The sequence below is a fragment of the Photobacterium makurazakiensis genome (assembly GCF_050336715.1).
Taxonomy (GTDB): Bacteria; Pseudomonadota; Gammaproteobacteria; order Enterobacterales; family Vibrionaceae; genus Photobacterium; species Photobacterium makurazakiensis.
Map to the genome: position 1 here is coordinate 134,200 of NZ_JAKJSJ010000013.1, position 17,637 is coordinate 151,836.

General features: G+C 46.7%; 17 protein-coding genes. 3 read left to right on the top strand and 14 right to left on the bottom strand.

The genetic code is table 11. The features are described from left to right. Positions 1–425 precede the first annotated feature (425 nt). A complete protein-coding gene (pfkA, locus tag L4D09_RS06195) occupies positions 426–1,388 on the top strand; it encodes a 6-phosphofructokinase (protein ID WP_428456615.1) in 963 nt (320 codons plus the stop codon). 116 nt (positions 1,389–1,504) lie between these two features. Here the strand turns inward: pfkA and tpiA are convergent, their stop codons facing one another. After that, entirely contained in the window at positions 1,505–2,275 is a 771-nt protein-coding gene (gene tpiA, locus L4D09_RS06200) for a triose-phosphate isomerase (protein WP_428456616.1), read from the bottom strand. Between the two features lie 410 nt (positions 2,276–2,685). On the opposite strand from tpiA, the gene L4D09_RS06205 reads away from it, so the two are divergent. After that, on the top strand, positions 2,686–3,033 hold the full coding sequence (locus tag L4D09_RS06205; RefSeq protein WP_428456617.1) for a 5-carboxymethyl-2-hydroxymuconate Delta-isomerase: 348 nt from the start codon (positions 2,686–2,688) through the stop codon (positions 3,031–3,033). Here the strand turns inward: L4D09_RS06205 and L4D09_RS06210 are convergent. From L4D09_RS06210 to L4D09_RS06235, 6 genes are all read right to left on the bottom strand, one after another. Beyond that, complete coding sequence (locus L4D09_RS06210; RefSeq protein WP_428456618.1) at positions 3,023–3,379, bottom strand: DUF3135 domain-containing protein; 357 nt, start codon at positions 3,377–3,379, stop codon at positions 3,023–3,025. The genes L4D09_RS06205 and L4D09_RS06210 overlap by 11 nt on opposite strands. A gap of 144 nt (positions 3,380–3,523) precedes the next feature. Next, positions 3,524–4,267 (bottom strand): ferredoxin--NADP reductase, encoded by a 744-nt coding sequence (locus L4D09_RS06215; protein WP_428456619.1) that lies wholly within the window; start codon positions 4,265–4,267, stop codon positions 3,524–3,526. A 13-nt stretch (positions 4,268–4,280) separates the two neighbouring features. After that, a complete protein-coding gene (locus tag L4D09_RS06220; protein WP_428456620.1) occupies positions 4,281–4,898 on the bottom strand; it encodes a helix-turn-helix transcriptional regulator in 618 nt (205 codons plus the stop codon). Between the two features lie 180 nt (positions 4,899–5,078). Next, the gene (gene glpX / locus L4D09_RS06225) at positions 5,079–6,086 is read right to left on the bottom strand and encodes a class II fructose-bisphosphatase (protein ID WP_428456621.1); all 1,008 of its coding nucleotides are present in this window, start codon (positions 6,084–6,086) and stop codon (positions 5,079–5,081) included. Positions 6,087–6,280: 194 nt separating this feature from the next. Beyond that, a complete protein-coding gene (glpK, locus tag L4D09_RS06230) occupies positions 6,281–7,798 on the bottom strand; it encodes a glycerol kinase GlpK (RefSeq protein WP_428456622.1) in 1,518 nt (505 codons plus the stop codon). 60 nt (positions 7,799–7,858) lie between these two features. Further along, positions 7,859–8,710, bottom strand: coding sequence for an MIP/aquaporin family protein (locus L4D09_RS06235; RefSeq protein WP_428456623.1), 852 nt, complete (start codon positions 8,708–8,710; stop codon positions 7,859–7,861). Between the two features lie 687 nt (positions 8,711–9,397). Here L4D09_RS06235 and zapB point away from each other — a divergent pair. Next, on the top strand, positions 9,398–9,640 hold the full coding sequence (gene zapB, locus L4D09_RS06240; protein ID WP_428456624.1) for a cell division protein ZapB: 243 nt from the start codon (positions 9,398–9,400) through the stop codon (positions 9,638–9,640). A gap of 99 nt (positions 9,641–9,739) precedes the next feature. On the opposite strand, the gene rraA is transcribed toward zapB, so the two are convergent. The 7 genes from rraA to priA form a co-directional block, all read right to left on the bottom strand. Further along, positions 9,740–10,225: a ribonuclease E activity regulator RraA gene (rraA, locus tag L4D09_RS06245; protein WP_428456625.1), complete on the bottom strand. Its 486-nt coding sequence runs from the start codon at positions 10,223–10,225 to the stop codon at positions 9,740–9,742. A 126-nt stretch (positions 10,226–10,351) separates the two neighbouring features. Continuing rightward, on the bottom strand, positions 10,352–11,263 hold the full coding sequence (locus L4D09_RS06250) for a 1,4-dihydroxy-2-naphthoate polyprenyltransferase (protein WP_428456626.1): 912 nt from the start codon (positions 11,261–11,263) through the stop codon (positions 10,352–10,354). Between the two features lie 151 nt (positions 11,264–11,414). After that, a complete protein-coding gene (gene hslU / locus L4D09_RS06255) occupies positions 11,415–12,746 on the bottom strand; it encodes an ATP-dependent protease ATPase subunit HslU (protein WP_428456627.1) in 1,332 nt (443 codons plus the stop codon). 9 nt (positions 12,747–12,755) lie between these two features. Next, positions 12,756–13,283, bottom strand: coding sequence for an ATP-dependent protease subunit HslV (gene hslV, locus L4D09_RS06260; protein WP_428456628.1), 528 nt, complete (start codon positions 13,281–13,283; stop codon positions 12,756–12,758). Positions 13,284–13,435: 152 nt separating this feature from the next. Continuing rightward, positions 13,436–14,041, bottom strand: coding sequence for an SPOR domain-containing protein (locus tag L4D09_RS06265; RefSeq protein ID WP_428456629.1), 606 nt, complete (start codon positions 14,039–14,041; stop codon positions 13,436–13,438). 159 nt (positions 14,042–14,200) lie between these two features. Then, a complete protein-coding gene (gene cytR, locus L4D09_RS06270; RefSeq protein WP_428456630.1) occupies positions 14,201–15,208 on the bottom strand; it encodes a DNA-binding transcriptional regulator CytR in 1,008 nt (335 codons plus the stop codon). Positions 15,209–15,382: 174 nt separating this feature from the next. Continuing rightward, positions 15,383–17,584 carry a primosomal protein N' gene (gene priA / locus L4D09_RS06275; RefSeq protein ID WP_428456631.1) on the bottom strand — a complete coding sequence of 734 codons (2,202 nt, stop codon included), beginning with the start codon at positions 17,582–17,584 and terminating at the stop codon, positions 15,383–15,385. Positions 17,585–17,637: the final 53 nt, after the last annotated feature.

Genomic DNA, 17,637 nt, shown 5'->3' on the forward strand with positions numbered 1-17,637 from the left:
GGGGTATTGCTCAGTTAGTGCAGCTTTATCAGGTGTGGTTATCATGGATGAATTCACAATCACCAGCGGTTATCACCCTCCGTCGCATAACTGGCCGCTCTGAGGGCAGGTTGTATACTTGTATTAGGTTGATGGGGATATTTTTATCTGCATTTCATTCAAGTTACCCGTGAATCAGGGCGTTTATTGTTTTGTAATATCATGACAGCTTCCTGAAAGATATCATTACAATGCTAGTGATAAGTCGGTATCTATCGTGATGTGAATCAACAAATTTTTTTATCAAAATTGTAATATTTCCGTATTAGTAAGAACGTTACAGTTTATGCGAGCATAAGTTACTAGTGGCTTATGGTGCCAAGAGGGGGAACCTTGGCAACTCGTGCCGGATTTGAATTTTCATTTCCCAACGTCAGAGGGTAACCATGATTAAGAAGATTGGTGTATTGACCAGTGGTGGTGACGCACCTGGTATGAACGCGGCAGTTCGCGGTGTTGTACGTGCAGCATTGTCTGAAGGCATAGAAGTATACGGTGTTTATGATGGCTATCAGGGCCTACACCAGAACCGCATTGAAAAACTGACGCGCTCAAGCGTATCAGATGTGATCAACAAGGGCGGTACGTTCTTGGGTTCAGCACGCTTTCCTGAATTTAAAGATGAGAAAGTACGTGCACAGGCGATTGAAAACCTGAAACTACACGGTATTGATGCGTTAGTTGTTATCGGTGGTGACGGTTCGTACATGGGTGCGAAGAAGCTTACTGAAATGGGCTACCCATGTATTGGTTTACCAGGCACTATCGATAATGATGTTGCGGGTACTGATTACACGATTGGTTACCTAACGGCATTGAACACAGTTATTGATGCGATTGACCGTTTACGTGATACATCATCATCTCACCAACGTATTTCTATCGTTGAAGTGATGGGCCGCCACTGTGGTGACTTAACACTAATGTCTGCAATTGCTGGTGGTTGTGAGTACATCATCACCCCAGAAACTGGACTGAACAGAGAAGAGTTGTTAGCGAAGATCAAAGAAGGGATCTACAAAGGTAAGAAGCATGCAATCATTGCACTTACCGAGCTAATGACTGATGCGAATGAGCTGGCGAAGTACATCGAAGATGAAACTGGCCGTGAAACGCGTGCAACAGTATTAGGCCATATTCAACGTGGTGGTCAGCCTACGGCATTTGACCGTATCCTTGCATCTCGCATGGGTGCATACGCGGTTGAACTTCTAATGGAAGGTGAAGGTGGTCGTTGTGTGGGTATCCAAAATGAAAAAATGGTACACCACGATATCATCGATGCAATTGAAAACATGAAGCGTCCAGTTCGCAAAGATCTGTATGCCCTAGCAGACAAACTGTTCTAAACCGTATTGTTCTGAATAAAAGCCGGCTTTTAGCCGGTTTTTTATGCGATTAACATTTATTGCAGCCATAAAAAAAGCTACCCGAAGGTAGCTCTTTCTAATCAATCAAATGATGCTTACTTTTTCGCTTCAGCTGCTGCTTTTGCGATAGCTGCGAAGCTAGCTGCGTCAAGCGCTGCGCCGCCAACTAGTGCACCGTCGATGTCTGGTTGTGCGAAGTATGCTGCAGCGTTATCTGGCTTAACAGAACCGCCGTATTGGATAACCACGTTCTTAGCAACTTCTTCAGATTTCTCTGCAATATGAGCACGGATTTGCGCGTGGATACGCTGTGCATCTTCAGCTGTCGCTGCTTTACCAGTGCCGATAGCCCAGATTGGTTCGTAAGCGATGATAGCGCCTTCTAGAGCTTCAACACCTTGAGTATTGATAACTGCGTCAAGTTGACGAGCACAAACTGCAACAGTTTCGCCTGCTTCGTTTTGTGCTTCAGATTCACCAATACAAAGAACTGGCGTTAGACCGTTTTCTTTTAGGAATGCAAATTTCTTAGCAACAAACTCATCTGATTCATTGTGGTATTCACGACGCTCAGAGTGACCAATGATGATGTGAGTCGCGCCGAATTCTTTAAGCATAGCTGGAGACATGTCGCCAGTGAATGCGCCGCTGTTGTTTAGATCAGAGTTTTGAGCACCTAGAATGATTGCGCTGCCAGCTTCAGTTAGCGTGTGCTCAGCAAGGTCGATGTAAAGTGCTGGTGGAGCCACGGCTACGTCAACACCAGTAACACCTTCAAGTTCAGCATTAAGGCCTTTAAGTAGGTTAGATACCATTTCCTTGCTACCGTTTAGCTTCCAGTTACCCATAACTACAGGATGGCGCATAGCTTTTCTCCAAATCAATTTGATGTAAAAAGGTAATACTTAATAGTCTAATGATCTAATTTAAATGACTAGGCTATTGAGTATGGCTGTAAATATATAACAGCTTGCGTACTTAATTTACTGTTCGAAATCATTTCTGTGCTCGGTTGTACCCTTTTCGTCGCAAAAAGTGAACCGTTGTGAGGAAATATTTTTCAGGCTGGTGGATTTGTCAGCATCGAAGCCGCGAATAAAGAGAGTGATCAATGGCTGAAATCTAGCCTGATTGCTTGGATTGTTAGCGTTAAATCCGTTACTGTGAGGCCTAATGAGAGATAAAATTCTGTCTTTTTTATTTCCGACCATTTTAAATCAATTCAGCCGATAAGCGGGTTGTTGATGGCGACGAAAGCCAATTCATGGAGGATGTTGTGCCAAATCTCGTTATGGAATATGCCGATCCAGTGGCCGAGCGTGTCAATATTACTGGGTTATTAGAAGACCTTCATCACATATTACTGGCTTGTGAACTGTTTGAGCCCGACTCAGTGAAATCTCGCAGCTATCCCTGCCACAACTGGTTAGTGGGCGAAGAAGGGGATCTCCATAGCTTTATTCATATTGAATTGTCGATGTTGTCAGGCCGAAACCCAGAGTTGAAACGCGAGCTAGCTCGAGAGTTAATGGCTGTACTTGAACAGCATGCCTCAGCCATTAATAGCTTGACGATTGACATGCGCGATATGGATCGTGAAAGCTTCTTGAAGGTTAGCTGTTAGTGGTATCCGTGTTGCTCGATGGCATAGGCTTCGATGAGATAGGTTGAACAAAAGGTTTTATCTCGGCACAGTGCTCGGTAAGGCTCTCGGGGGCATTCAGCGCTTGTGCGAAGCGTTTAAGTTGCTGCTGTAATTCTGCCATCAGCAGGATATTGGTATGGTTAGGGTTTTTCCCCTTAGCTATCACCTGATTAATGTGGCTCATTTGCGCCCGTAGGCGTGGTTGCATTGATTCACTGGCATTCGCGATGACTTCTTCACTCATTGATATGCGCAACGCCTCAAGCTCTTCTGGGGCGTTTTCTGCCATGGCTTTTAGTTCATCAAAAGAGGGTAATGTTTGCATCTTAGTGATCCAGATTGTCATCGTGATGCACTAAATTTAGTTAGTCATGGAAAATCAAAGTGGCTCAGGGCTGAGACAAGGCGATAGACAATAAAAAAATAACCGCAATGCGGTTATTTTTTTATTGGGAAAAGAAAGAGGGACTTACCAATAATGCTCGACGGTAATTTGTCCGGGCTTACGGCGCAAATTTTTAATGAACCCCATTGTTTCCAGTATCGCTTTGGTTTCTCTGACCATCTCTGGATTGCCACAAATCATAATTTGACTTTTTTCTGGCGATAATGGCAAGCCGACATGGCGTTCTAACATGCCATCAGCAATGGCTTGCGGGACTCGGCCAGGCAGTGACAACATTGCAGGTTCACGGCTGACAAAGGGCTGGACAATTAACTGCTCTGGGTAGGCTTCTTTAAGGCTATTGATTTCAGCTTGATAACTCAAATCGGCAGAAAAGCGCACGGCATGGACCAGTATGATTTTACGAAAACGTTGCCAAACGGTTTTTTCTCTCAATAAAGACAGGTAGGGACCAATGGCGGTGCCAGTCGACAAGAGCCACAGATGCTCACCGTCAGGTACTTCGTCAAGGGTGAAAAAGCCATTGGCCCGCGCCGACACAAAAACCGTATCACCGCTATTTAAGGCATGGAGGCGAGGAGACAAGAGGCCATCAGCCACTCGGGTGGCATATACTTCGATATTGTTATTGTTGGGTGGATTAACAAAGGAGTAGGCACGCTGTATCATTTTACCGTCTATTTCCAGTCCTAGCTTGGTAAATTGACCTGCTTTGAATGGTTCGATATTGGCTTTTAGCACCAGGCTAAATAAATCATTGTTCCAATGACGGTTGGTAATAACCTCTGCGGGGATCCAGTCAGCCATAATCATCTCCTCGTTATGATTTTATTATTCGATAAGCGCAACGCCTCTCTCCGGCGATAATGTGTTCATTCCTGTTGACCTGATAGTTGTCACCCAGCAAGCGCTGGAAAACAGATAATTCAGATTGGCAAAGTGAAGGGCAACGTTTCGCAGCATGGCAAATTGGGCAGTGATTTTCGATTAAAACGAACGCCTCGCCGTCTTGGTGAAGCTCTGCCATATAGCCTTCCTGCTCCCTCAGTGTAGCCAGTATTTGTAATTTTTCTTTTAAATTTGACGTTGTTGCCAAATGAGAGCGGTATTGTTCAAAGGTTTGATTCTCACGGCGTTCGACCACTTGATGCAGACCATCTTGACCAAATAACGCCTCGACAGAATCAAGCATTTGAATAATAAGATCGCCATGACGGTCGGTGAAGCTGCCGTGCCCTTTCTGGGTCAGGTGCCAATGACGAGTAGGTCGACCAACCTTGACTTTGACATCTTTGAAGTCGACCAAGCCGTCCTCTTCAAGCCCTTGGAGATGCTGGCGTACACCCATAGTGGTGAGATTGAATTCTTCTGCGAGTTTTTTAGCGGTGACAGACCCTTCTCGCTTCATTCGGTACAGTATTTTGTCGATTGTTTTCATAACAGCGGCTACCTACTTTGTTGATTAATTATGTGGTCAGCTTGGTAAATAAAGCAACAACTTTACAAAGTAATAAGGCGGAGTTGTACAGGATAGAAGAAGGGAGTAGGAGAAAGCGCTAAAAAAACAAAAGGCGCACGTATTGTGCGCCTAGCAGCCAGCAACGTAAGGAAGGTTACGTTATAAAATGTGGCCTTTAATTGCATCATCTTTACGGTCAAGGTAATGCGTTGATTTAATACGACGAATGGTACGGCACTTACCGCGGATCAGCAGTGTTTCCGTTGTGGCGATATTCCCTTGGCGGCTGATGCCTTCAAGCAAATCGCCTTTCGTGATACCAGTACCGGCAAAAATCACGTTATCGCTCTTGGCCATGTCTTCCATGCGAAGGACGACATTTGTCTCGATGCCCATTTCTTTACAGCGAGCGATTTCGATTTCGCCATGTTCGCGATTTTCGGCAGTATCGCCTTTCACTTCGTGACGAGGCAGAAGGCGGCCGTGCATATCACCGCCTAATGCGCGAATGGCTGCTGCAGAAACGACACCTTCAGGGGCGCCGCCGATGCAGTACATAACGTCCACTTCGCTATCTGGCATACAGGTTAGGATTGAAGCCGCAACATCACCGTCAGGGAATGCAAACACGCGTACACCCATGGCTTGCATTTCAGCAATAATATCGTCATGGCGAGGCTTCGCCAGCGTAGTTACCACTAAGGTATCAAGCGTTTTTCCTAGCGCAGTTGCAATATTTTCTAGGTTTTCAGTCAACGGTTTAGCAAGGTCAATAGCGCCTTTAGCTGCAGGACCAACAACCAGCTTTTCCATATACATATCAGGCGCTTTTAGAAATGAACCTTTTTCACCTGCGGCCAGTACGGCTAGCGCATTATTCTGGCCCATCGCCGTCATGCGGGTACCTTCAATAGGGTCAACCGCAATATCGACAGCGTCACCGCCAGTGCCAACTAGCTCACCGATGTACAGCATTGGTGCGTCATCGATTTCACCTTCACCAATTACAATTTCGCCTTCAATTTCGGTTTGGTTAAGCAGGGTACGCATAACTTCAACGGCTGCGTTGTCTGCAGCAATTTTATCGCCACGGCCAAGCCATTTATAACCAGCTAGTGCTGCACCTTCAGTGACACGGGAAAATGCCATCGCCAAATCGCGTTTCATGGTAACTCCAGAAGTAGAAATCAGTGGGCTGTAAATACTGGCGGCGATTCTAACACAGCTTCCAGTGAAACGTTTGCGCTAAAGCAAAAATGTTCAGGCTAATTGGTGCAAGAAGTGGCTAACGTGGTAGTAAAATACAAGAAAAGGCCTGCAACAGCAGGCCTTAGAGAGGGGTTACGATGATTTAAGAGCGATTAAATATCGTCTTCTTCTACCGCCCAACCTTTGGCGCATTCTACCGCGCGTTTCCAGCCTCGGTAGCGACGATTACGCTTGCCATCATCAGCACATGGAATGAACTTGCGGTTGATTTCGGCTTTGCCTTGTAGTTCATCAATGCTGCCCCAGAAACCAACAGCCAAACCGGCGAGGTAACCCGATCCCAATGCCGTTACTTCTGTTACGACAGGGCGGTGAACTTCGGTATCAAGAATGTCTGATTGGAATTGCATCAGGAAGTTGTTCGCGACAGCACCGCCATCAACACGCAGTGAGGCGAGCTTGATACCTGAATCAGCCTGCATGGCATCAAGCACATCACGGGTTTGGTAAGCAACACTTTCTAGGGTTGCACGAATAATATGGTTCGAGTTAACGCCACGGGTTAAGCCGACAATTGCACCACGCGCATACGGGTCCCAATATGGTGCACCAAGGCCGGTAAAGGCCGGTACAACATACACACCGTTCGCACTACCGACTTTGTCGGCAAAATACTCGGAGTCTCTTGCATCATCGAGTAATTTTACTTCATCGCGCAGCCACTGAATGGACGCGCCACCCATAAAGACTGCGCCTTCAAGGGCATAAGCCACTTCACCTTTCGGGCCACATGCTAAGGTTGTCAGTAAGCCATTATGCGAGGTTACTTTCTCTTTGCCGGTGTTCATCAGCAAGAAGCAACCTGTGCCGTAAGTGTTTTTCGCTTGGCCGGCTTCGACACACATTTGACCAAAGAGTGCAGCTTGTTGGTCACCCGCGATACCTGCAATTGGAATACGCGTACCACCTTTACCACCGATATTGGTTTGGCCATACACTTCAGATGAAGATTTCACTTCTGGCATCATAGATAGCGGAATATCTAGTGTTTTCAGCAGTTTTTCATCCCACTGTAAGCTATTGATATTGAATACCATGGTGCGTGATGCGTTAGTGTAATCGGTAACATGGACACGACCTTGGGTCATCTTCCAGATCATCCATGTATCAACAGTACCAAATAGTAAGTTGCCAGCGTCGGCTTCTTCACGGGCGCCTTCAACGTTATCAAGGATCCATTTGATTTTGGTTGCCGAGAAATATGGGTCAACCACAAGTCCGGTATTTTCACGGATGTAGTCTTCTAACCCTTGTTCTTTCAGTACTTCACAGATATCAGCGGTACGGCGACATTGCCATACAATGGCATTGTAAACCGGCTTACCAGTATTTTTATTCCACACTATGGTGGTTTCTCGTTGGTTGGTAATACCGATAGCGGCAACCTGATCAGAGCTGATCTCTGCTTTTGCCAAGGCTTCGACTAGGGTCGAGCTTTGTGTCGCATAAATCTCGAGAGGATCGTGCTCAACCCATCCGGCTTTTGGATAGATTTGGGTAAACTCGCGTTGTGACGAGCACACAATGTTCGCGTTGTGATCAAGCACAACGGCACGTGAACTAGTTGTACCCTGATCAAGTGCAACAATGTATTTTTGCTCTGTAGTCATGACGGTTTCCTCTAATTGTCATTATATAAGGGTAGTAGAGAGGTATTCTTCTTTTTAGTATTAAGCTTGGGCTGGTGCACTATCATCAGTGTCTTCGCACTGGTTTGGTAATGTACACTTGTTACCAGGTAAATATGTACCGATCGCTTTCGGATATAGCCATCCCCCAAACGCTGCGCCAGCTATTGGGGCTAAAATCGGTACAATCATATAAGGGATATCTTTACCGCCAGTCAACGCCATGTCGCCCCAGCCAGCCAGAAATGCAAAGAATTTCGGACCAAAATCACGAGCAGGGTTCATGGCAAAACCGGTTAGTGGACCTAAAGAGCCACCAATCACCGCAATCAAGATACCGATGAGTAGTGGGCCCATAGCACCACGTGGCGCACCGTTCTTTTCATCGCCAATCGCTAAGATGGCGAACATCAACACTGCTGTGATAACAAACTCAACGGCGAAAGCGCCAACAAATGATAACGCTGCGTGGGGATAGGTTGAGAAAATACCAGCAGTGGCGAGGCTTGCTTCGCTACCGCGAATAATGCCGTTGGCTGCTTCATAGTCGGCGAAGAGATTGCTGTATAAACCATAGATGAGTGCCGCGGTACAAAAAGCGCCCAGCATTTGTGCGGCGATATATGGCAGTACTTTACGCTTCTCAAAGCCATGGAACAGTGCAAGAGCAATGGTAACAGCAGGGTTGATATGGGCACCAGAAACGCCAGCAGTACAGTAAATGGCAATGGCAACACCTAGCCCCCACATTATACTGACTTCCCACTGGCCAAACTCGGCGCCAGTTAGTACGAGTGCAGCAACGCAGCCCACGCCAAAAAAGATCAGTAGTCCTGTCCCAATAAACTCCGCGAGGCATTCACCTAGCAAAGTATGTTGTTTTTGCTTATTCATTATTTCGTCCTTTTGTCTAATGTCGTAGGGGTATTACTTTTCTATTTTTTATGGGTAGGTAATTTACTCTAACTTTTTATTATTGAAATAAATCGAATTTAAAAATGTGCGTTCGAGCATAAAATAATTCCAAATTGAGCGTTCGCGCAAACGATTGCTGTTAAGTGCAATTTAAATGTTGATAAGGGAATGATTTTTGCTCGATAGTGGGGGTTTTAAGGTTTTTCTTTGTAACTGGTTGGATACAAAGAAAAAATCCGACCTTGAAAGGTCGGATGTGCCAGATTGGCAAGTTCTTGGATACATCCAAGAGAGATACGATCGAAATAAAAATTAGCACGCAACCGCTGCATTAAAATAGAGTTTGATCGCAATTTTACGCATTTACTATAAAGCGAAGTAAGCTTTTGAACGCCCCTGGAGAATTGTTGCTCGCCGTGGCGAAAGTTGATGATTTTTTCGACGAAATGATAGTGGCGCTTATCGGCTAGTTATCGATTTAAAAATGAAAAGCAAAAAAACCATCAGAATTGAGTGATTTTCACCCATTTGCCACAAACCGAGGTTTTTGTAGATGTCAGATGGCGGTCGGCTCGTTAGAATAGGCAGTATAGAATCGTAAACATGCCTGTAGACAATTGCCTTAATGGTTAGGGCAATTAGATAGGCTGAAAACAGGTGGATAATATGTCATTAGAAATGCTGGAAAAGCTGGAAGCCAAAGTACAGACAGCTGTTGATACAATTTCCCTACTACAAATGGAAATTGAAGAACTAAAAGAACAAAATGAGAGTCTTGCGAATGAAGCTCAAGAGCTGCGCTCTAATCGCGAAACACTAGAGCAAGATAATGGCAAGCTACGCAACGATCATGAAGCATGGCAGGAACGTGTACGTACACTGTTAGGTAAAATGGATCACGTTGAATAAGTGGCACCTTGGCTGAAAGCCATTTGCACTTCAAAGCCAGTATTAAAAAACAGAGCCATTAGGCTCTGTTTTTATATGTGTCGACCAGTGCTATGGTATTTATTCAATATCGAGAGGATCTGGTGATAGGATCACGCCAGTATTATCAGCATAAAGATGATCTTCTGGTAGGAAAGTAACCCCGCCAAAATTCACCGGCACATCAATTTCTCCGATCCCTTGCTCATCGGCACCTACAGGGATTGATGCCATGGCATGAATACCTATTTCAAGTTCGTCGAGATCATCAACATGGCGGATACAGCCATAAATGATCAGCCCTTCCCACTCATTATTCGTGGCAAGTTGCGCCAAATCGGCATCAACCAGAGCTCGACGTAGTGAGCCTCCACCATCAATAAGCAACACCCGGCCAACACCATTTTCTTCAAGCACCGAGCGGATCACCCCGCTGTCTTCAAAGCACTTTACTGTGGTAATTTGACCGCCAAAGGAGCTGCGACCACCATAAGAACTGAACATTGGTTCGACAACGTCGACCTTATCGAGGTAGATATCGCATAGTTCGGACGTATTGTATTCCATAAGCACGCTTCTTCTTGTGGCAATTGAAAAGAGGGTTAGCAATGAGGTACAGGCTTAACTTATTGAAAGTATAATCAGTTGGCTGCGCTTCACACAATAAAATGAAGTGAAGCGCCAGCATGATATCTAAACGGCAGCTAAGACAACCCCAGCGGCAAACAACAGGTTTGTCAGCAGAGCACATTTCACCATGGTAGCCATCATAGGGCGTAATGCAGCACCATCAGTCGATTGCATCACTTGTTTACCATGCTTAAATAGCAGCGGCGCACTGAGGATAAAGAGCCAACCAAAGGGTGAATGTAGCTCAAGCAGTGCAAATAAAGCCAAACAAGCAACGCTGCCGATCAATAAGAACAGGTGATATTTACGGCCCCATTCTGGCCCCATGCGTACGGCCAATGTTAGCTTGCCGCATGCTCGGTCATTATCGATATCACGCAAGTTGTTGATATTAAGCACACCAACAGCAAGCAGGCCACAGGCGGTTGCTGGCAGCATGATAATGGAGTCAATTTGTCCTGCTTGTAGGTAATACGTACCTGCGACACCCAGCCAGCCAAAAAATGTTAAGACAGATAAGTCGCCCAGCCCACGGTAGCCGTAAGGCTTATTGCCGACGGTATAGGCAATCGATGCCGCAATGGCCATTAACCCAAGTAGAATAAAGCCAAACATGTCCTGTAGGTTATTGGTTGCTAACAGGATCAAGCTCAAGCCGCTTATTGCGGTTAGCGCAATGTTGATCACCATGGCTTTACGCATTGCCGCAGGTGTGACCAAGCCGGATTGGATCGCTCTTTGCGGCCCAAGTCGCTGGTCATTATCCGTGCCTTTGACTGCATCCCCGTAGTCATTGGCCAAGTTCGATAAAATTTGTAGTAAAAGTGCGGTTAGCAGTGCTAATCCCGCGATTAATGCAGAGAAACTTCCTTGCCATCCTGCTACTGCACTGCCACAAACAATTGAGGCAATGGCTAGCGGCAAGGTTTTAGGTCGTGCAGCATCTAGCCAAATTGCGAGAGAAGATGATTTCATAGTGTCAGTCTTTAGCGTGTGAACTCAATTAAGGGGTATTATGGCTGAACTGAATTAATGGGCAACTTTATCGCCATAATGTTTGTTTGAGAACAAAAAAACGGCGCCATTTGGCACCGTTTTATGATTCTTTGAAAGATAGTGTTGCAACTTATAGAATGAAGCGGCTTAGATCTTCATCTTCAACCAGCTCACCTAAGCGTTCATTAACGTAGGCTTCGTCGATTATAAGCTTGTCACCAGACTTTTCTGTTGCGTCGAAAGACAACTCTTCCATTAGACGCTCCATCACTGTGTGTAGGCGACGTGCACCGATGTTCTCGGTCCGCTCATTTACCTGCCATGCCGCTTCAGCTAACTTGTTGATCCCACTTTCATCAAACTCGATATCAACCGATTCCGTCGCCATTAGCGCTTTATACTGCTCGGTTAATGATGCATTTGGTTCTGTAAGGATACGTTTGAAGTCGTTACTGGTTAGTGCTTCCAGTTCAACACGGATAGGTAAACGGCCTTGTAGCTCGGGGATCAAATCCGATGGTTTTGCCACTTGGAATGCACCAGAAGCAACAAACAAGATGTGATCGGTTTTTACCATACCGTGCTTGGTTGATACGGTACTACCTTCAACGAGTGGCAGTAAGTCACGCTGAACACCTTCACGCGAAACGTCTGGACCCGATGACTCGCCACGCTTACAGATTTTGTCGATTTCATCAAGGAAGACAATGCCATTGTTTTCAACCGCGAAGATAGCTTGTTCTTTTAGCTCTTCTTGGTTTACCAACTTAGCAGCTTCTTCTTCCGTTGCTGCTTTCATCGCATCTTTGATTTTCATCTTGCGTTTTTTCGAGGTATTACCAGCAAGATTTTGGAACATGCCCTGAAGTTGGTTGGTCATGTCTTCCATGCCAGGAGGTGCCATGATTTCAACACCCGCTTGTGGCGCAGCAATATCAATTTCAACTTCTTTATCGTCTAGCTTGCCTTCACGTAATTTCTTACGGAATGATTGGCGAGTCGATGAGTTATTATCACTTTCTTCATTCTGACCCCATTGATCGCGTGCGGGCGGCAGCAAGATATCTAGAATGCGGTCTTCCGCTTGCTCTTCAGCGCGGAATTGGACTTTTTTGGTTGCCTGCTGGTGGGTCATCTTAACTGCAACATCCGTTAGGTCACGGATGATAGTCTCAACTTCTTTACCGACATAGCCGACTTCAGTGAACTTGGTTGCTTCAACCTTGATGAACGGCGCATTCGCTAATTTAGCTAGGCGGCGGGCAATTTCTGTTTTACCCACACCTGTTGGGCCAATCATCAGAATATTTTTAGGGGTAACTTCAACACGCAACTCTTCTGGTAGTTGCATGCGGCGCCAGCGGTTACGCAGGGCAATCGCCACGGCACGCTTGGCTTTGTCTTGACCGATAATATGGCAGTCAAGCTCGTGAACGATTTCGCGAGGAGTCATCTCAGACATGGTGATCCCTTATTTAGCGTTTAGCTCTTCAATGGTGTGGTGATGGTTGGTGAATACACAGATATCGCCAGCAATTTTCAGCGACTTCTCGGCAATTTCACGTGCGTCTAGTTCAGTATTTTCCAGCAAGGCTGTTGCAGCTGCCTGGGCGAAGTTACCGCCAGAGCCGATTGCAATCAGATCATTTTCTGGCTGAACCACATCACCGTTACCTGTGATGATTAACGAGCCTGTTTCATCAGCGACCGCCAATAAGGCTTCTAATTTACGTAATGCGCGGTCGGTACGCCAATCTTTGGCCAGTTCCACTGCCGATTTAAGCAGGTGGCCTTGGTGCATTTCCAGCTTGCGCTCGAAACGTTCGAATAGGGTGAAGGCATCAGCGGTGCCGCCAGCAAAGCCAGCTAGAACTTTGTTATTGTATAAACGGCGCACTTTGCGAGCGTTACCTTTCATGACGGTGTTACCAAGGGATACTTGGCCATCACCTGCGATAACGACTTTACCGTTACGACGAACAGATACGATAGTTGTCACGGTTTTACCTCTTTGTGTCTTTCCGGCTCATGCCGATATATCTAATATCTGGGGATCGCACTAAAGAGTTTCAAGGGCAGAAAAAAGAAAAGGATGCCGAAGCATCCTTTATGAGCATTGCTGAATTACTTGAAAGCATTTTAGGTTTAGTGTTACTCCCAGAACCAAATCGCACACGGTTCAATACCCGCTCGGCGTAGTTGGTTACGATCGCTCTCTGCTTTTCGTTTTTGTGGGTATGGGCCGAGAATGACACGATACCAGTTGCCTTTTTCACCTTGGCTAATTTTGACTTGGCTTGTCATGCCTTGGAAGGCGATCATGGCTTTACGCTCTTCAGCTTGATTCTGGCTTCGGTAAGCGCCGCATTGCATTAAATAAGGTCGGCCAGGTGCTTGTTCTTTTTTCGCATCGACCTGAATTTCTTTGTTTTCGAGCTCTTCAATATAGCGCCACTTCTCTTCAGGCTTTGGCGGAAGAGGTTTAGGATCCGGTTTAGGTGTCACGACTGGTTGAGGTTTGACAACAGGCTTAGGCGTTGTGCTAATCGGCTTTTGAGGTGCAGTCGATTGTTGGGCTTCGGTAGAAGGTGCCGGTGCCGTTGACAAAAAGTAGAGCCCATAACCAAGGCTACCAACTAAGCATAAGGCAATCACAGCCCATTTAAATGGGAAGCCAGCGGCGGGTGGAGCTTTACGGCGGTTACGCGTTGTATTCTTTGGCGTACGGCTGCGCTTTACATAATCTTTTGTTGCCACAGTGATGATCGGTCATTGGGAGGGACAATAGTACTATGTTACAAACTTGGCTTAGCACTGACTAGTGCCTAATACGCCGTTGAAGGTAATACTGACAAAACATAACACAGTTTTTGTGAGCTTATGCTCAAAACATAAGCTCACTAACGTCGTTAGAGGTTAATTAGCTGGTGGCGCAGCTGCACTTTCGCGGATCACGAGTTTGGCATCCAGCAAACGAGAACCTGATGAGATATCTTTACCCTTGAGCATTTCGAGTAGCATTAGCATCGACTGACGGCCAATTTCATAACGTGGCTGTGAGACAGTTGTCAGGGGAGGATCGCAATATTCTGCAAACTGAATATCATCAAAGCCGACAATCGAAATGTCTTGCGGTACTTTAAAACCAAGGCGCTTGGCTTGCTGCATGGCACCAATTGCCATTACATCATTGTGGCAGATCAATGCGGTTGGTGGCTCAGGCAATGCAAGCAATGCGGTTACAGCACGAGCCCCGGAGGCAAAGCTGAAGTCGCCTTTGGCGGTATAAGCCGGGTTGATTTCGATACCTGCGCGTCGTAGTGCTTGTTGATAACCTTGGGTACGGAATTGGCATAACGCTGCAGTATCTGGGCCTGCAATCTGTGCGATACGCTTATGTCCCATTTGCGTGAGGTAATTGACGGCTTCAAATGCAGCTGTCAGGTTATCGATATGCACTGTTGGTAGTTCAAGTTCAGGGGCAAACTCGCAGGCCATTACCATCGGGGGTAAGTTTTTTTGCTCTGGTTTACTGACATCAAAAGGCAAATCGGTGCCCAATAAGAGCATACCGTCGGCTTGCTTAGTAAAAACCAGATTAACAAAAGAATTCTCGCGGGTTTTCTGCTGACCGCTATCACCTAATAACACAAGGTAGCCATGTTCCATGGCTGCTTCCTCTATGCCTCGAATGATCTCGGTAAAATAGGGATCACAGATATCAGGGACGATAGTGACAATCGTTTTTGATTCGTTGCGACGGAGATTCCTAGCCAGTGAATTGGGTGAATAGCCAGCATCCATGACAGCTTGTTCAACCTTTTTACGTGTTGATGCTGACACTTTTTCCGGGTTCATCAGGGCACGGGATACCGTGGCTGTTGAGACGCCGGCAAGCTGGGCAACATCCTTCATTGTCGCCATAATTACAGTTCCTCTCTATGTATATTTCTCTCTATTGCCGCTGGAGGATCATGGCCAAAACGGGTTGATACCTGTACCAGCGAGCTTGTTATTGTAGGCGGTCTGCCGAGGATTAAACATGCTTAAAATAGCATAAATTACATCCAACATGTGACGTGTGTCGCATTGTTCATTTTAAGTTAAATCTTGAGGTTCGACATCAATCGACCAACGAATTTTCTTTGCAAGAGGTAACAATTGGATCGCAGGTTTTGCCACGCTAAGCAGCTGTTGCAGCGTTTTCCGGTCGGGGGCTTGAAGCAGTAGCTGCCAGCGGTAACGGCCAGCTCGGCGGGCGAGTGGGGCAGGGTTTGGCCCCATCACCATGGTGTCTTGATTGAAGATTGGGCTCGATTCAAATATCGAGCGAATCTGCTGTAAAAATTGCTCGACTTGTTCACTCTGGTTCGCTTCTGCTCGGATCAACGTCAGGTAAGTATACGGGGGCAACCATGCCTGTTTTCGTTCGTTGAGCGCATCAACCGCGAAATGGTCGTACCCTTTGTGTAATAGCGATTGCAATAATGCATGCTCGGGGTGGTGTGTTTGAAGCACAACTTCCCCTGGCTTACTGGCGCGACCCGCTCGTCCCGCCACTTGGATAAACAGCTGAGCCAATCGTTCAGATGCGCGAAAGTCATTGCTGAACAAAGCACTGTCGACATCAATGAGGCTAACAAGAGTGACATCGGGAAAATGGTGCCCTTTGGCGAGCATTTGCGTGCCAATCAAAATTTGGTATTCATTTTTGCGAATGGCTTCAAGGTAGTTTTCAAGGCTGCCTTTTAACCGCGTGCTATCGCGGTCGATACGCACTGTCTTGAATTCGGGAAACAGTGTCGCGAGCTGTTGCTCAAGTTGCTCGGTGCCAACCCCAACAGCATTCAGTTGTGTCGAACCACAATGCCCGCATTGGGGCATGATAGGGCGCTGGGTGGCACAATGGTGGCAGCGCAGCTCTCCACTTTGCTGGTGAAAGGTATAATAGGCATCACAGCGCTTACATTCCGCTAACCAACCACATTCGTGGCATATAATCGCAGGTGAGAAGCCGCGCCGGTTGAGAAACAACATGACTTGGTTGCCAGCTTGAAGGTGCTTGCGCATTCTGGCGATCAACGGCGCTGAGAGGCCAGCATCTAAATAAAGGCCTTTAACATCCAGCACCCCGTGGCGTGCCGATTGCGCTTGCCCTGCGCGGCGGGTGAGTGTCAGGTAGTGATATTTGCCGGTTTTGGCATTATGCAGGCTTTCAAGTGCAGGGGTGGCAGAGCCTAATACAATCGGAATGTTTTCACGATTTGCACGCATAACAGCAAGATCTCTGGCGTGATAACGCAGGCTATCTTGTTGTTTATAAGATGCATCATGTTCTTCATCGACAATGATGATCCCAAGGTTGGCGAAGGGGGTGAACAGTGCCGAGCGTGTCCCGATAATGATCCCTGCTTGGTTATCTCGACCGCCTAACCATGCTGATAGCCTTTCGGTGTCATTAAGCCCTGAGTGGATGGTTTGAAGTGGTACATTAAATCGACGACGAAAGCGGTTGATGGTCTGCGGTGTTAGGCCAATTTCCGGTACTAGGATTAACGCTTGTTTACCTGCGGCTAACACAGGTTCAAGCAGGTTCAGATAAACCTCGGTTTTACCGGAACCCGTCACACCCTCCAATAAATAGCAGCCAAACTCAGGGTTGGCATTCACGGTTGCAATGGCTAATGCTTGCTCTTCATTGAGCTTGGGTTTCTCTTCAGTGACGGCAAATTGCTTCTGCCAGTGACGGCTAACTGGTTTTTCTTCCACACTTTCAATCCAGCCTTTGTCACTCAAGGTCTTGAGGGTTGCTGTGGTGATATCTTCTGCCAGCAAGGCTTCGTGGCTGACTTTGCCTTGGCGCAACGCATTGAGCACCTGTACTTGGCGTGGCGCGCGCTTCAAGGCCGTGATCGGCTGTTCTTGCCCCGCAGCCGTTAAATGCCACATTTTCAGGCTTGATGGTGCTGCTTCACGCCCTTTTCTGAGCAGCGCAGGCATAGCGTTTGCCAACGTATCGCCAAGCGGGAATTGATAATAGCCACTCGCCCAATTTAAGAGCTTGAACAGTGGCGGGTGCCACAACGGAGCGTGGTCTAATACCGCATAAAGTGGTTTGAGTTGTGCGAGCGGAAAGTCAGAGCGATCTGTAATAGCGATGACAATGCCGACCAATTGCTGACGCCCAAAAGGGACTTTGACTCGTCCACCAATGACGGGTGCTTGCTCGGGTTTGATTAAATAATCAAACTGTTTATCAAGGGGAACAGGAAGAGCCACTCGGGCTATATTGGGCGTCATATCTAACCGCAGAATCCGCATGTACTAAGATAGAGAAGTGTACCTTGCTAAGC

What these genes read in the sequence shown, in the direction of transcription:
- hslU (WP_428456627.1), bottom strand. Translation starts at nt 12,746, where the DNA reads ATGTCTGAGATGACTCCTCGCGAAATCGTTCACGAGCTTGACTGCCAT.
- L4D09_RS06235 (WP_428456623.1), bottom strand. Translation starts at nt 8,710, where the DNA reads ATGAATAAGCAAAAACAACATACTTTGCTAGGTGAATGCCTCGCGGAG.
- glpK (WP_428456622.1), bottom strand. Translation starts at nt 7,798, where the DNA reads ATGACTACAGAGCAAAAATACATTGTTGCACTTGATCAGGGTACAACT.
- L4D09_RS06215 (WP_428456619.1), bottom strand. Translation starts at nt 4,267, where the DNA reads ATGGCTGACTGGATCCCCGCAGAGGTTATTACCAACCGTCATTGGAAC.
- L4D09_RS06220 (WP_428456620.1), bottom strand. Translation starts at nt 4,898, where the DNA reads ATGAAAACAATCGACAAAATACTGTACCGAATGAAGCGAGAAGGGTCT.
- priA (WP_428456631.1), bottom strand. Translation starts at nt 17,584, where the DNA reads ATGACGCCCAATATAGCCCGAGTGGCTCTTCCTGTTCCCCTTGATAAA.
- tpiA (WP_428456616.1), bottom strand. Translation starts at nt 2,275, where the DNA reads ATGCGCCATCCTGTAGTTATGGGTAACTGGAAGCTAAACGGTAGCAAG.
- rraA (WP_428456625.1), bottom strand. Translation starts at nt 10,225, where the DNA reads ATGGAATACAATACGTCCGAACTATGCGATATCTACCTCGATAAGGTC.
- L4D09_RS06250 (WP_428456626.1), bottom strand. Translation starts at nt 11,263, where the DNA reads ATGAAATCATCTTCTCTCGCAATTTGGCTAGATGCTGCACGACCTAAA.
- pfkA (WP_428456615.1), top strand. Translation starts at nt 426, where the DNA reads ATGATTAAGAAGATTGGTGTATTGACCAGTGGTGGTGACGCACCTGGT.
- zapB (WP_428456624.1), top strand. Translation starts at nt 9,398, where the DNA reads ATGTCATTAGAAATGCTGGAAAAGCTGGAAGCCAAAGTACAGACAGCT.
- L4D09_RS06210 (WP_428456618.1), bottom strand. Translation starts at nt 3,379, where the DNA reads ATGCAAACATTACCCTCTTTTGATGAACTAAAAGCCATGGCAGAAAAC.
- cytR (WP_428456630.1), bottom strand. Translation starts at nt 15,208, where the DNA reads ATGGCGACAATGAAGGATGTTGCCCAGCTTGCCGGCGTCTCAACAGCC.
- glpX (WP_428456621.1), bottom strand. Translation starts at nt 6,086, where the DNA reads ATGAAACGCGATTTGGCGATGGCATTTTCCCGTGTCACTGAAGGTGCA.